Source organism: Sphingomonas sp. DMC8, assembly GCF_056314185.1.
On record NZ_JBQUYV010000002.1, the window covers coordinates 137594 to 152363 of the forward strand.

General features: G+C 64.9%; 12 protein-coding genes. 8 read left to right on the plus strand and 4 right to left on the minus strand.

Annotated features, from left to right (window positions below):
- Positions 1 to 657, plus strand: coding sequence for a peptidylprolyl isomerase (locus ACT53K_RS04715; protein WP_476227400.1), 657 nt, complete (start codon positions 1 to 3; stop codon positions 655 to 657).
- Positions 658 to 761: 104 nt separating this feature from the next.
- Here the strand turns inward: ACT53K_RS04715 and ACT53K_RS04720 are convergent, their stop codons facing one another.
- Positions 762 to 1664 (minus strand): SDR family oxidoreductase, encoded by a 903-nt coding sequence (locus ACT53K_RS04720; RefSeq protein ID WP_476227401.1) that lies wholly within the window; start codon positions 1662 to 1664, stop codon positions 762 to 764.
- Positions 1665 to 1760: 96 nt separating this feature from the next.
- Here ACT53K_RS04720 and ACT53K_RS04725 point away from each other — a divergent pair, with 96 nt between their 5' ends.
- Complete coding sequence (locus ACT53K_RS04725) at positions 1761 to 2597, plus strand: helix-turn-helix transcriptional regulator (protein WP_476227403.1); 837 nt, start codon at positions 1761 to 1763, stop codon at positions 2595 to 2597.
- 221 nt (positions 2598 to 2818) lie between these two features.
- Here the strand turns inward: ACT53K_RS04725 and ACT53K_RS04730 are convergent, their stop codons facing one another.
- Entirely contained in the window at positions 2819 to 3286 is a 468-nt protein-coding gene (locus ACT53K_RS04730; RefSeq protein WP_476227404.1) for an Hsp20 family protein, read from the minus strand.
- A gap of 225 nt (positions 3287 to 3511) precedes the next feature.
- Here ACT53K_RS04730 and ACT53K_RS04735 point away from each other — a divergent pair, with 225 nt between their 5' ends.
- The 4 genes from ACT53K_RS04735 (at position 3512) to ACT53K_RS04750 (ending at position 8801) form a co-directional block, all read left to right on the plus strand.
- Positions 3512 to 5983: a TonB-dependent receptor gene (locus tag ACT53K_RS04735; RefSeq protein ID WP_476227405.1), complete on the plus strand. Its 2472-nt coding sequence runs from the start codon at positions 3512 to 3514 to the stop codon at positions 5981 to 5983.
- Positions 5984 to 6389: 406 nt separating this feature from the next.
- Positions 6390 to 7640, plus strand: coding sequence for a lipoprotein-releasing ABC transporter permease subunit (locus ACT53K_RS04740; protein ID WP_476227406.1), 1251 nt, complete (start codon positions 6390 to 6392; stop codon positions 7638 to 7640).
- The gene (locus ACT53K_RS04745; RefSeq protein WP_476227407.1) at positions 7633 to 8307 is read left to right on the plus strand and encodes an ABC transporter ATP-binding protein; all 675 of its coding nucleotides are present in this window, start codon (positions 7633 to 7635) and stop codon (positions 8305 to 8307) included. The genes ACT53K_RS04740 and ACT53K_RS04745 overlap by 8 nt, the downstream gene beginning before the upstream one ends.
- 11 nt (positions 8308 to 8318) lie before the next feature.
- On the plus strand, positions 8319 to 8801 hold the full coding sequence (locus ACT53K_RS04750) for a glutathione peroxidase (RefSeq protein ID WP_476227408.1): 483 nt from the start codon (positions 8319 to 8321) through the stop codon (positions 8799 to 8801).
- Positions 8802 to 8844: 43 nt separating this feature from the next.
- On the opposite strand, the gene ACT53K_RS04755 is transcribed toward ACT53K_RS04750, so the two are convergent.
- Both ACT53K_RS04755 and ACT53K_RS04760 read right to left on the minus strand, forming a co-directional pair.
- On the minus strand, positions 8845 to 11061 hold the full coding sequence (locus ACT53K_RS04755) for a beta-glucosidase (RefSeq protein ID WP_476227409.1): 2217 nt from the start codon (positions 11059 to 11061) through the stop codon (positions 8845 to 8847).
- Positions 11062 to 11156: 95 nt separating this feature from the next.
- Entirely contained in the window at positions 11157 to 13418 is a 2262-nt protein-coding gene (locus ACT53K_RS04760; RefSeq protein ID WP_476227410.1) for an FdhF/YdeP family oxidoreductase, read from the minus strand.
- A gap of 115 nt (positions 13419 to 13533) precedes the next feature.
- On the opposite strand from ACT53K_RS04760, the gene fdhD reads away from it, so the two are divergent.
- A complete protein-coding gene (fdhD, locus tag ACT53K_RS04765) occupies positions 13534 to 14235 on the plus strand; it encodes a formate dehydrogenase accessory sulfurtransferase FdhD (protein WP_476227971.1) in 702 nt (233 codons plus the stop codon).
- On the plus strand, positions 14232 to 14753 hold the full coding sequence (locus ACT53K_RS04770; RefSeq protein WP_476227411.1) for a molybdenum cofactor guanylyltransferase: 522 nt from the start codon (positions 14232 to 14234) through the stop codon (positions 14751 to 14753). Before fdhD ends, ACT53K_RS04770 begins: the two co-directional genes overlap by 4 nt.
- The last annotated feature ends 17 nt before the right edge of the window (positions 14754 to 14770 follow it).

The following is a 14770-nucleotide window of genomic DNA, read 5'->3' on the forward strand; positions in this document are numbered from 1 at the left end:
GTGTTGCGCCGCGCGTTCGTTGCCGGGCTGGCGCTGCTCGCCGTGTCGGCGGCGCCGGCGCCGCAAAGACCTGCGGCGCCCGGCATGGTGCGCGTGCGGCTGGTGACGAGCATGGGCGCGATCACCGTCGCGCTCGATGCGAAGCGCGCGCCGAAGACCGTCGCCAACTTCCTCGCCTATGTCGATGACGGCCGGTTCGAGGGCACGCAATTCTACCGCACCGCGCGGCGCAAGGGCGATCCGGGCAAGGGCTTCGTCCAGGGCGGCGTCGGCACCGATGCGCGGCGGATGCTCGATCCGCTGCCGCTCGAGCCGACCAGCCAGACCGGCATCCGCCACACCGACGGTACCATATCGATGGCGCACGGGCCGAACCCCGATTCGGCCAATGGCAATTTCTCGATCATGGTCGGCGACAATCCCGGCCTTGACGCGCGCGGCGCCTATCGCGGCTTTGCGGCGTTCGGCCATGTCGCCGCCGGCATGGACGTGGTGAAGCGCATCCTCGCGCTGCCCTCCGGCGGCGGGCGCGATGCGATGAAGGGGCAGATGATCCTGAAGCCGGTGACGATCCTGCGCGCCGAACGGCTCGACGGCGTCGCTCGCCCGACCGGTCGGGTGCGGCCGTGGCTGCTGGGGGTAAAGCCGGCGGGGTGAAGAACCGAAATGTCGGCGAATGCCTCCGGCCTCGGTAGTAGGCACAAGCCTGCTGCTGCACACGAACCTGACGACTCCGCCAGCCCGCGTGCAGCGGCGTTCGATTATGCAGGCGTGCGGACGGGCATTTCCATCGCGGCAAGGTCGGTGAGCAAATCGGGGCCTGCCGGCTGCCATCCCAGCCGTTCCCGCGTCCAGGAACTCGAAGCAATCATGTCGAGGCCGGCAAACGGCGCCATCCAGCCAAAATAGCGCTCGACTTCGTTCTTCTCGACCGATCGGACCGGCAGGCCGGTGCGCTCGCCGAGCGTCTCCACGATAGCGCGCGCTTCTACGCCCTCCTCGGCAGATGCATGATATCGCGCGCCGGGTTCGCCTCTCTCGAGCGCGAGGACGTAGAGCTTGGCGACGTCGCTGACATGTGCTGCAGCCCAGCGGGTGCGACCCTCACCCAGATATGCCAGCGACCCGGCACGCGACGCCTCCACGATCAACGGCGTGATAAGTCCTGCCCTGGTGGTATCGTGCACCTGCGGCAGACGTATCGTGCGGGCGTCGATGCCTTTCGCGATCAACGCTGCGCCGGAAAGTTCGGTCGCGATACGCGGATTGCCGTGGAAGGGGTTGAGGATGTCCTCGGTCGCAGGTCCGCCGTTTCGCGGTGAGCCGCTGCCCACCCCCGACGTGATCAGTATCGGCTTGGTCGTGCCCGCCAGCGCTTCCCCCATCGCTGCGATGTTGCGCGCATCCTTGCGCGTGTTTGCAACGAAATTTTGGAAGTTGTGGTCGAATGCGCAGTGGATGACCGCGTCGGCTGCTGCGACGCCGCTGGCGAGCGTTTCGGGTCGCTCCAAGTCTCCACGGTGGACCTCGGCACCCGTCGACTTCAACTGATCGGCGCCCGCGTCCGAGCGCGCCAGCCCGAGCACTTGGTGGCCGTGGGCGAGTAGTTCGGGAATGACGTGAGAGCCGATGAAGCCCGTTGCACCGGTAAGGAATACACGCATGGGAAATCTCCTTCTTACCCATGGGTGATATCCGGCCGTCGCCAAACGTGTTAAAGTCGTGACGTTATCCTAGTATGACCGCCAACAGGATGTTCGATGGCCAGCGATCCGCGCAATCCGCTTGGTACCTATTTGCGCGATCGCCGTACGCGCCTCGACCCTGCGTCCTTCGGATTTTCCAAAGGACGACGTCGCACACTGGGCTTACGCCGCGAAGAGGTCGCGATTCGGGCGAATATCAGTCCTACATGGTATACGTGGCTCGAGCAGGGCCGCGGCGGGGCGCCGTCGCCCGATGTACTGGATCGAATTGCAAAAGGTCTGATGCTCACCGAGTCCGAGCGGGAGCACATCTACATGCTAGGTCTCGGCCGTCCGCCGGAAGCAAGATACCAGCTCGTGGACGGCATCTCGCCGAGATTGCAGCGATTCCTGGACGGCATGGCGCTCAGCCCAGCGATCGTAAAGACTGCGATGTGGGATGTTGTCGGCTGGAACCGAGCCGCAGCAGTGCTGTTCACGGACTATGCCAAGCTTCCGCGTGAGGGACGCAACATCCTGCGGCTAATGTTCGGCAGCAACCGCGCCCGGGCGCTGAATGTGGATTTCGAAGCGATGGCGCGATTCGTGGTGGGTGCCTTCCGCGCCGACGTGGCGCGCGCCGGTGCCATCACCAGCGCTGAAGTCACCAAGTTGGTCGCAGAGCTATCCCGCCTCAGTCCCGAATTCGAGGCGCTTTGGCACGACAACGATGTGATCTCGCACGGAGAGGGTACCAAGCACATTCATCATCCCAATGCCGGGCTGCTGGCGATGGATTTCTTGTCCTTCGCCGTCGAAGGAAGGCCCGAGCTCGGCGTGATTGTCTACAATCCCGCGTCCGCGGACGACGCCGAGCGGCTACGTGCACTGATAGACGAACGGAAAGAGTGATCGTCCCTGCACGCGGACGCTGCCAAAGTCATCGGCCATCGACTGGCCGGATGCGTGCGTTCCATCGCTAGTGTACCTGCGCGCGCCTGAAGCGGTTGCGATCGCTGGTGGCGTACACCACGACCGCTCCCGCGGGCGTCAAACAAAAGGCGCCCGGGCCGAAGCCCGAGCGCCCCGTCGCGGCGCCAAAGGGAGTGGGCGCCGCGCGCGCGTGAAGAAGATCAGGCCGCGTCGGCGCGGTGCTCGATCGGGGTCGGTTCGCTGCCGGTGCCCACGGCGATCTTCTTGGGCTTCATCGCTTCCGGCACTTCACGGACCAGCTCGATCGTGAGCAGGCCGTCGGTCAGGTCGGCGCTCTCCACCCGCACGAAATCGGCGAGTTCGAAGCGGCGCTCGAAGCTGCGGTTGGCGATGCCGAGATGCAGGAAATTGCCCTGGTTATTCTCGTTCTCGCCCGCCTTGCGGCCTGCGACGAGCAGCAGGTTCTGCTGCGCGGTGATGTCGATTTCGTTCGCCTTGAAGCCGGCCACCGCAATCGTGATGCGATAGCGATCCTCGGCCAGACGCTCCAGGTTGAACGGCGGATAATTCTCGCTCCCCGCCTGGCGCGCGCTGGCTTCGAGCAGGTCGAAGAGGCGATCGAAACCGATGGCGGAACGGCGGAACGGGGTAAAATCAAATTGACGCATCTTCAAATCCTCCATTGAGCAAAATGAACGTCTTATCCGGCGCCCGGACCATCCGCGGCGCCCTGTGCACGGCCCGTATCGGCACCGTGCAACACCAATGTTGGGAAGCGCGCCGACGGTTTCAAGCCTCCAACAAGAGCCGCTTCGTTGCCCTAAACAACTGCTTGTTAGTAAATTCCCACTTTGTTGGTGGAGATTGTCGTCAACCAGAATTGGGGGACGGGAATGAGTCTATCTTCACTGACGCTGCTGTTGCTCGCCGGTACTGCGCCGATCGGGCCAGACCCCGATAATACGGCGCCTGCCCGCGTGGCGGTGCCGAACGTGCAGCCGGACAAGGGCCAGCCCGCCAGCGACCAGCCAGCAGCGGCCGATGCGGGGCAGGAAACGCCCGGCGAAGTCGTCGTCACTGCCCGCCGGCGGCAGGAGCGCGTGCAGGAAGTGCCGCTCGCCGTTTCGGTAATCAGCGGTCAGACGCTCGCGGATAGCGGCGCGTTCAACGTCTCCCGCATCCAGCAGTCGCAGCCGGCGCTGCAATTCTATTCGAGCAACCCGCGCAACACCGCGATCAACATTCGCGGCCTGGGCGCGCCGTTCGGCCTGACCAATGACGGCATCGAACAGGGCGTCGGCTTCTATGTCGACGGCGTCTATATCGGCCGGGTCGGCGCATCGACCTTCGACTTTGTCGATGTCGAGCGGGTCGAGGTGCTGCGCGGGCCGCAGGGTACGCTCTATGGCAAGAACACCACCGCTGGCGCGATCAACATCACCACCCGCGCGCCCAGTTTCACGCCCGAGGTCCGCTATGAAGCGAGCACCGGAAACTACAACTTCCTGCAGCTGAAGGCCTCGGCCTCGGCGCCGATCGCCGATGACAAGCTGGCGGTGCGGATTTCCACGTCGGTAACCAGCCGCAAGGGCACGATCTACGACACAAAGAGCAACACCAACCTGCACCGGCTCGACAATTATGGCGTGCGCGGGCAGTTGCTGTGGCGCGCGGCACCGGGCATCGATTTCACGCTGTCGGGCGATTTCAACCTGCAGAACCCCTTGTGCTGCGTGCAATATTATGTGCGCACCGGCGCGACCCAGCGGCCGCTCAACCGCCAATATGCTGCGCTGGCGGCGGCGTTCGGCTACGCACCGCCCAGCACTAACCCGTTCGACCGCAAGACCGACCTCGATGCCGACATCAATTCGCGGCAGGAAATCGGCGGCGTGTCGCTGCTCGGCAACTGGGATGTGGGGCCGGCGACGATCACTTCGGTGACGGCATGGCGCTATTGGGACTGGAAGCCGGCGAACGACCGCGATTTCGTGGGCTTGCCGATCACCACCGTGTCGCAAAATCCGTCGCAGCAGAAACAGGTGACGCAGGAACTGCGCATAGCCTCCAACGGCAAGAACCGGCTCGATTACACGGCTGGCATCTTCCTGTTCCACCAGACGATCGACACGCAGGGATCGCAGGTGCAGGGCCCCGCCGCCAGCCGCTGGCTGCTCAACCCGGGCAATGTCGCGCCGGGATCGAGCGGTTGCGCGTCGCCGACCGCCAATGCCTGCAACCCGGCGGTGCTGAACGGGCTGACCTCGAAAAATGCGATCAGCTTCGACAACACCAGCTTCGCCGTGTTCGGCAAGCTGAACTGGGAAGTGCTGCCCAAGCTGCGGCTGCAGCCCGGCCTTCGGCTGAACTATGACAAGAAGAGCGGTTCCTATGTCGCCACGGTGACGACGGGAACCGGCAGCACCACGCTCAACAGCGATCAGCGCGGTGTGCTGGCGCCGCAAAGCTATTCGCCGCGGTTCAGCGACTGGAACGTCTCCGGCGACGTCACGCTTTCCTATGACTTCGCTGCCGACGTCCATGGCTATGCCACCTATGCGCGCAGCTTCAAATCGGGCGGCATCAACCTGTCGGGCCTGCCGCTCGATGCCAATAACAACCCGATCCTGGCAGCCGCGACGGTGAAGCCGGAAAAGGTCAATCATTTCGAAGTGGGGTTGAAGACCCAGTTCCTCGACCACCGTGCGACCTTCAACCTCGCCGGCTTTTGGACCGAGGTGAAGGATTATCAGGCGACCGTGACCAACGGACAGCTGGGGGTGATTCGCGGCTATCTCGCCAATGCTGAAAAGGTGCGGGTGCGTGGTGTCGAATTCGATTCGCGCTTTCAGCCGAGCCCGCGCTTCAGCGTCTATGCAAATGGCGCTTTCACCGATGCCAAATATGTCCACTTCCGCGATGCGCCGTGCCCGCCCGAGCTGTCCGGCGGATCGAGCGGTGCCACGCCCAGCGCCCCCGGGACGCCCGGCGGTGTCAGCCCGGTGAATTGCGACATTTCCGGCCAGGTGCTGCCCGGCATTTCGAAATGGGCTGCTGGTTATGGCGCCGAATATAATGTGCCGGTGGGCGAGGGGCAGGTGTATCTGGGTTATGACGGCAGCTGGCGCTCGCGCTTTTCGTCCAACCCGTCGCCATCTGCCTATACCTGGATTGACGCCTATTCGCTGTCGAACTTCCGGCTCGGCTATCGCCAGGGACGGGTGAATGCGTTTGCCTGGGTCCGCAACGCCTTCGACCAGCACTATTTCGAGCTGCTGTCGGTTCAGTCGGGCAGCACGGGCCTGATCGTCGGCCAGCCGGGCGATCCGCGCACCTGGGGTTTCACGATCAGCGGTTCGTTCTGATCGGGTAACGCACTGACCTCCTGCTTTGGCCGGGGGAGGTTGGCGGGCGGGGCGGGGAAACCTGCTCCGCCCGAAATCATGGTGGGAACGGGTCGCAAAAAAGCAAACGCCCGGACCGTTTCCAGCCCGGGCGCCTGCGTGACGAATGCTCGTCAGCCCCCTTGAACAGACCCTCGCTCTGACGCCTCGCTTTCGCGAACGGAGCTGAGAGCCTCCCCGAACCACGGCCTTTTTGCCTGCGCTTCGACGGTTTTTTGGTACGAGCCGCCGATCCGTTTGTCACCGGTTCAGAAACCACGTCTTGCCGATTGGCGGCACCCTGTGATGATTCCGCAACAGCAGGGTAACTGCGGTCCGCTGCAAGTCCGCGCTTCCGTTCGCCCCCTGGTGGCCTTAGAGGGGGGGCATGCTGCTATCGCGCTATGAGCGGATGATTGCCCGCCGTTACCTGCTGCCCGGGCGCAGCGAAGCCTTCATCGCCGTCGTTGCGGGGTTCAGCCTCGTCGCCGTCATGCTGGGCGTCGCTGCGCTGATCGTGGTGATGAGCGTCATGAACGGGTTCCGCGCCGAACTGTTCGACAAGATTTCCGGGTTGAACGGCCACGCCGTCATCCAGGGCTATAACAACCAGTTGCGCGACTGGCGTCGTGTTGCCGATGAAGCGAAGCACACGCCGGGCGTCACCAGCGCGACGCCGCTGATCGAGCAGCCGTTGTTCGCGGGCTATAACGGCCGGGTCGAATTCGCGCTGGTCCGCGGGATGCGGATGGAAGACATCCTCACCAACAAGACGCTGAAGGGCAAGGAAATTGCCGGCTCGCTGAAGGCGCTGAAGCCGGGCAGCGAACAGGTGGCGATCGGCTCGCGTCTGGCGGAGGCGCTGGGCGTTACGCTCGGCAGCCAGATCTCGATCATCAACCCGCAGGGCGCGGCGACGCCGTTCGGCACCATGCCGCGTATCGTCCAGTACAAGGTCGCGGCGATCTTCGAGGTCGGCGTCTATGACTATGACAAGGCCTTCATCATCATGCCGATGCAGGACGCCCAGACGCTGATGCTGATGGGCGATTCGGTCGGCATGGTGCGGATCGACACGGTGAACCCGGACAAGGTGGGCGAGATTCTCGCGCCGCTGGCGGACAAGATCAGCGATGTCGGCCAGATCACCGACTGGCGCCAGATGAACCGCGAGTTGTTCGAGGCGCTAGCGATGGACCGCGTGGTCTCGTTCACCATCCTGTCGATCATTCTGCTGGTCGCGTCGTTCAACATCATCTCGTCGCTGATCATGCTGGTGCGCGCCAAGACGCGCGACATTGCCGTGCTGCGCACCATGGGGGCGACGCGCGGCGGGCTGATGCGCATTTTCGTGACGGTGGGAACGACGATCGGCGCGCTGGGGGTTGCGGCGGGCGGCGTGCTTGCCTTCTTCTTCATCACCTATCGCGAGCAGGTCGTGTGGCTGATCGGCGTCGTGACCGGCCAGAAGGTGTGGGATCCGCAAATCCGGTTCCTGACCGAGCTGCCGGCCAAGACCGACCCGGTCCAGACCTTCACCATCTGCGCGATGGCGTTGCTGTTCGCCTTCCTTTCGACGCTGTATCCCGCCTGGAAGGCAGCGGGTACCGATCCTGTGCAGGTGCTGCGCTATGAGTGAGCCGGTTCTCCAGACGCGCGACCTGCGGCGCAGCTTCTCACAGGGCGGCGTGGTGATCGAGGTGCTGCGCGGCGTCGATCTGGATGTCCAGCCCGGCGAGATCGTCGCGCTGCTCGGGCCGTCCGGCTCGGGCAAGTCGACGCTGCTGCAGGCGGTTGGGTTGCTCGAAGGCGGGTTCGAGGGTTCGATCCGCATCGCCGGGCGCGAGGCATCGAAGCTATCGGCCAGTGCGCGGACCGAGGTGCGGCGCGACCAGTTGGGTTTTGTCTATCAGTTCCACCATCTCCTGCCTGACTTCAACGCGACCGAGAATGTCGTTCTGCCGCAGCTCATCCGGGGCACGACCCGGGCCGAGGCGGCGGTGCGGGCGGAGGCGCTGCTGGCGGTACTGGGCCTGGAGCATCGTCTCACCCACCGCCCGAACCAGCTTTCGGGCGGCGAGCAGCAGCGCGTCGCGGTTGCCCGTGCGCTGGCCAATCGCCCGGCGCTGGTGCTGGCGGACGAACCCACCGGCAATCTCGACGAGGCGACGTCGGACCGGGTATTCGGCGAATTCCTCAACCTCGTCCGCAACGAAGGCTCGGCGGCACTCGTCGCCACGCATAACGAGCGGCTCGCGGCGCGGATGGATCGGGTGCTGCGCCTGCACGAGGGGCGGCTGCAATAGCGGGAGGGCATATGACCGAAGCGATTACCACAATAGCGGTACAGACCGCAGACGGGCAGGAGACCAGCCTGGCCGATTATGCCGGCAAGGTTCTGCTGGTGGTGAACACCGCATCGAAATGCGGCTTCACCCCGCAATATGCCGAGCTGGAGGCACTGTGGCGCCAGTATCGTGATCGCGGTTTTGCCGTGCTGGCTTTCCCGTGCAACCAGTTCGGCGCGCAGGAACCCGGCGATGCCGAAGAAATCGCGCGCTTCTGCTCGCTCACCTATGACGTGACCTTTCCGGTCTATGCCAAGGTCGACGTAAACGGCGACGACGCTGCGCCCTTGTTCCGCTTCCTGAAGGCGGCGGCGCCCGGCGTGCTGGGTACGCAGGCAATCAAGTGGAACTTCACCAAGTTTCTGATCGATCGCGCCGGCAACGTCGTCGAACGCTATGCGCCGACCACGTCTCCACGCGACATTGCGGGCGCGATCGAGGCGCTGCTCTGAACCAATGCGGCGGGGGGCCAACGGCGCCCCCGCCTGTGGGGCCTCAGGGGTGCCAGCTCGCCGGCAAGGTACGCGCGGGCACCTGTACCGTCACCGTAGCGACAATGTCGTCGGATGCATGGCCGAGCAGCAGCTTGTAGCTGCCACCGGCGATCTTCCAGCTATGCGATGCGTCGTCGAACACCGCCAGCAGACGCGGATCGACTTCGATCGTCACGCTCTTCGACGCGCCGGGCGTCAGCGTCACTTTCTCAAAGCCGCCCAGCCGCTTCGGTGCTTCCCAGCCCTCGCCAGAAACATAGAGCTGCGCCACATCGGCACCGGCACGCGCGCCGGTGTTGCGGATCGAGAAGCTGGCTCTCACTGTGCCGCCGGCAACTGCGCCCTTCAGCCCGCTATAGGTAAAGCTGGTATAGGAGAGGCCGTGGCCGAACGCGAACAGCGGCTTGTCGCCCTTTGCGTCATACCATTTATACCCGACCGCGGCGCCTTCGGTGTAGCGGGTTTCGCCGTCATTCGGTTCCGCGGGGCGGGGCAGCTGCGACAGGCTGCGCGGGAAGCTCGCGGGCAAATGCCCCGACGGATTGACCTTGCCCGTCAGCACATTGGCAATCGCTTCGCCGCCGGCGGTGCCGGGGTACCAGGCCTCGAGAATCGCGGCGGCCTTGTCGGCCCAGGGCATCAGCACCGGTCCGCCGGTTTCCAGCACCACCACCGTCTTTCCGCTGGCGCCCGCGACCAGCTCGATCAGCTGATCTTGCTTGTCGGCAAGCGTCAGTGACGGATCGAACGACTCGCCAGCCCATTGCGTGGCGAAGACGATCGCGACATCGGCCTGTTTGGCGGCGGCTGCCGCGGCGGCGGGGTCACTGCCGTCGAGATAGGTGATCGTCGCGCCCGGCAATTGCCGCTTCAGCGCGGCGAGCGCGGCGGAGGGGTGGTACATCACCGGCCCCGGCCAGCTCGTCGGCTCCTTACCCGGCACTGCGTTGCCGCCGACCGGATAGACCAACGACGATCCGCTGCCCGCCATCACGCCCTTGTCGGCATGGCCGCCGATCACGACGATGCGCTTCGCCGCTGCCGCCAAGGGCAGGGCGTTGCCCTTGTTCTGCAGCAGCACGATGCCCGCCTCGGCGTCGGCGCGGGTAACGGCGGCATGGGCGGCGAGCATATCGGCGGGAAGGTCCAGCGGCGCGCCCGCGATCGGGTGATCGAACAGACCGTGCGCGAACATCGAACGCAGGATGCGGTGCGCCATCTCGTCCAGCCGCGCCTTGGTCACCTCGCCCTTCGCCACGGCTTCCTTGAGCAGCGGGCCGAAGAACGGCTTCTCGTCGAACGGGTGGCCTGATTGCTGCTCCAGCCCGGCATTGGCGGCGGCAATCGTCGAATGGGTCGCGCCCCAGTCCGACATCACATAGCCCGGCCAGCCCCAGTCACGGCGCAGCACGTCGTTCAGCAGCCAGGGCTGTTCGCACGCATAGATGCCGTTGATCTTGTTGTACGCGCACATGACCGAGCCGGGGTTCGACTTCTCGATCGCGATCTCGAAGGCGAGCAGGTCGCTCATCCGCGCGGCGGCGGGGTCGATCACCGCGTCCATCTTGAAGCGGTCGGTCTCCTGATCGTTGACCGCATAATGCTTGATCGTCGAGATGATGTGGTTCGACTGGATGCCGGCGATCTGCGCGCCGACCATGGTGCCAGCGAGCAGCGGATCTTCGCCGCCATATTCGAAATTGCGGCCGTTGCGCGGCTCGCGCAGCAGGTTGACGCCGCCGGCCAACATCACGTTGAAGCCAGAGGCGCGCGCCTCGGCACCGATCATCGCCCCGCCCTTGAAGGCCAGTGCCGGATCCCAGGTCGCCGCAGTAGCGAGTCCGGACGGTAGCGAGGTGCGCCCCCGCTTGTGCACTGCCGAACCCTGGGTGGCTACGCCCACGCCTGCATCGGTCTGCCACTGCGCCGGAATGCCAAGACGCGGGATGCCCGGAACATAGCCGGCCGAACCCTCGCGCGCGCCGGTCGGGTAGCTGTAGTCTTTGGGCGGAAAGGTGGAGCCGAAATAGCCGAAAACCAGTGTCAGCTTCTCGTCCTCGGTCATCTGGGCGAGCACCAGTTCTGCGCGCGCATCGGGCGCCAGCTTGCTGTTCATCCAGGCATGGCCGGCCTGCTGCGCCACAGCCTGGCCCGGCACGGCGAAAAGGGCGGCGATTGCGACCATCGAGCTGGTCCAGGCAATCTTTTGGCGTGTCATTTCGTCCTCTCCTCCGGATTCTGTCAACGCTGTCTTTTGGCCAGCATAAGCGAATGCGCAGGCGCATGCCAGTCATTGCTGGTATTATGGTTGCTTCAGATGCGGATGCGCACAGGCACCGATTTGGCGGCGGGCGTTTTCGATGCCTGGTCGTGATGATCCAGCGCAATCAACGGGTTGAGCTCAGGGTAATAGCCGGCGATGCAACCGTCAGGCAGGCGGAAGGGGAGGACTTCCAGCCCCTCGACTACGCGCTCCACGCCGTCGTCGGCGTCGCTGACCAGCGCCACGCGCTGGCCCTCCACCAGCCCGGCGCGGGCCATCTCCTCCGGGTTGATCAGCACCACGTCGCGCTTGCCTTCGATGCCCCGCAGCCGGTCCGAATAGCCATAGACAGTGGTGTTGAACTGGTCGTTCGAGCGCAGCGTCATCAGCCGGTACCGACCGTCGGCATCGGCAAAGCCGGTCGCGTTGAGCGCGCCGGGCACGGTGAACTCGGCCTTGCCGCTTTTCGTCAGCCATTTGCGGTCGCGTGCGCTGTTGCCCTTGAAGAAGCCACCGGGCGTGAACAGGCGTTTGTTGAAATCCCGGAACTTGTCGGGATAGGTCGTCTCGATCGCGTCGCGCACCAGCGCATAGTCGCCCACCCATGCGTCCCACGGCACATTGGGATTGGGGGCCAGCGTCTCTTTCGCGATCCCCGCGACGATCGCCATTTCGGACTTGAGGTGCTGGCTGGCGGGCTTGGCCTTGCCGACCGAGCCATGGATGCAGCTAAGGCTGTCCTCCATCGTCACCACCTGGCGACCGGTCGCCTGCACATCCTCTTCAGAGCGGACGAGGCAGGGGAGTAGATAGGCGGTCTCGCCGCAGAACAGCTGGCCGCGGTTGAGCTTGGTGGCGATCTGCACGGTCAGGTCCATGCCGGTCCAGGCGCCTTCCATCAGCCCGTGGTCGGGCACCGCGCGCAGGAAGTTGCCGCCCAGCCCCAGGAAAGCGCGCACCTTGCCCTCGACAATCGCCTGGCAGCCGGTGACGGTGCCCAGCCCATGGTCGCGCGGCGGCTGGAAGCCATATTGCTCGGAAAGCTGGTCGAGCGGGACGAGTTCGGGATTCTCCGCAATCCCCACGGTGCGCTGGCCCTGCACATTCGAATGGCCGCGCACCGGCGACACGCCCGCCCCCAGCCGGCCGATATTGCCCCGCAGCAGCATCAGGTTGACGACACTGGCGACATTGTCGAACCCGCGGACATGCTGGGTCAGTCCCATGCCCCAGATCCCGATGGCGCGTTCGGCATGGATATAGACTTCGGCCGCGGCGATCAGGTCGGCGCGGGGCAGGCCGGTCTCCGCTTCGATTGCTTCCCAGCTCGTGCCGCGCACCTTGTCAGCAAAACCGTCGAAGCCATGCGTGTGCGCGGCGATAAAGGCGTGGTCGATCACGCCGCCGCGCCGGTCCTCCTCGGCCAGCACATGCTTGCAGATGCCCAGAATCGCGGAGATGTCGCTACCGGGCTTGAGCTGATAATATTGTGACGAAATCTTGGTCTTGCCGCCCGTCATCATCTGGAGACTCTGGGGGTTGCGAAACTCCAGCAGGCCCTTCTCGCGGATCGGGTTGAAGGTGACGATCTTCGCGCCGCGTTTCACCGCGCGGGTTAGCGTGTGGATGAAGCGCGGGCTGTTGGTACCGGTGTTCTGGCCGAAGAAGAAGATCGCATCGACATGGTCGAAATCCTCCAGCAGACAGGTGCCGACCGGCGCGCCGATCGTTGTCTTCAGCGCAACCGAGGTGGTCTCGTGGCACATGTTCGAGCTGTCGGGCAGGTTGTTATGGCCATAAAGCCGCGCGAAGAGCGCCCAGGCATAGCTGGTTTCGAGACTGGCCTTGCCTGAGGCGTAGAAGATCGTCTCGCGCGGAGCATAGCCTCGTAGCTTCGCGCCAATGTCGCCGAACGCCTCTTCCCAGGTGCAGGGGACATATTTGTCGCTGGCACCGTGGTACCGCATCGGATGCGTGAGCCGCCCGGCCTGTTCCAGATCGTAATCGCTCCAGCCGCGCAGTTCGGTGAGCGTGTGCTGCGCGAAGAAGTCGGGCGTCGCGCGGCGGGAGGTCAGATCCCACATCGTCGCCTTGGCGCCGTTTTCGCAGATTTCGAACATGTGCGGCTTGGCCGGCTTGGTCCAGGCGCAGGAGGTGCACATCACGCCGCCGGGCTTGTTCTGGCGCAGCAGCGTGGACAGCGCCTCGGCACTCGGTTTTTCGGCACCGGCAACCAGCGCCATGCCCCGAACCGATCCCCAGCCGCCTTCGGCACCCGAGTAGTGGATCGTGCCGTCTTTCGCTCTGGCCATCCGGTTCTGCTCCTTGTCCAACGCATCCGCACTATACCGGGCGGACCCGATCTGCCTATCTGTACCGGTGGATGGAAGCTTCGACCGGATCGATCGCGACGGATCGCAACAGCGCATGGAACGCCCGCTGGCGCAGGAAGTGCCCGTTGCAGTCGAACTGAATGGCATCGGCTATGCCGTGATGATGGCGACACCGGCGGATCTTGAGGATTTCGCGTATGGCTTTGTTGCGGCCGAGCGGCTGGGCAGGGTGGCGGAGGTCGAGGTCCATCGTGCGGAAACGGGTATGCTGCTGCGTGTCACGCTCGACGATCCGGCGATGGTGATCGAACGGGTGCGGCACCGCACGACCGATTCCGCCTGTGGGCTGTGCGGGGTCGACGCGCTGGAGGCGGCGATGCGCCCGCTTCCTGCAGTAACGGCGACGAGTGCGGCGACGGCCGAGGCCATTTTCTGCGCGGCCGATGCGCTGGGTGACTTTCAGCCGCTCAACCGCGCGACGGGTGCGGCCCATGCGGCGGCGCTCTGTGCGTCCGACGGCACGATCCGGCTGGCGCGCGAGGATGTCGGCCGCCACAACGCCATGGACAAGTTAATCGGCGCGATGTTGCGCGCGGGGCTTGGCTGGGACGGCGGATTTGCGCTGGTCAGCGCGCGCTGTTCGTTCGAGCTGGTGGAAAAGGCTGTGCTTGCGGGATGCCCGTTGCTGGCGGCGATCTCGGCACCCACCGAATTGGCGGTGGAGCGGGCGCGGGCGGCCGGCATGGCGCTGGCGGTGCTGGTGCGGCGCGATTCGCTGTTATGGGCGGCGGCATGAAATTGCTGGGCGCCGTGCTGGCGGGCGGCGAGGGGCGCCGCTTTGGGTCAGACAAGGCCATGGCCATGCTGCGCGGCAAGCCCTTGATAGATCATGTGGTTGCGGCACTCGAGCCCCGCTGTGCCGCAGTGCGGATCTGCGGGCGTGATGACCTGGCCGATCGGCCTGGGCCGGGGCTGGGGCCGCTCGCCGGGATCAATGCGGCATTGCATGTTGCGGGCACCGACGGATTTGACGCCGTGCTTGCCAGCCCCTGCGACACGCCGATCCTGCCACCCGCACTTCTGGATTTGCTCACGGGCGCACGGAAGCCGGCCTATGTTGCCCAACTGCCGCTGCTGGGTTTCTGGCCTGCACCGTTGGGGAGCGCCCTTGATGCCTATCTGGCTTCAGGTAAGAGCAGGGCCGTGCGCAGCTGGGCAGATTCCGTCGGGGCGATACCGATTTCGTGGGCCGATCCGCTTCCGAATGTGAATTTTCCCTCTGATCTGACTGACCTTTACGGTCTTTCTCCGTAGTTTCGGTCGACGCGCCA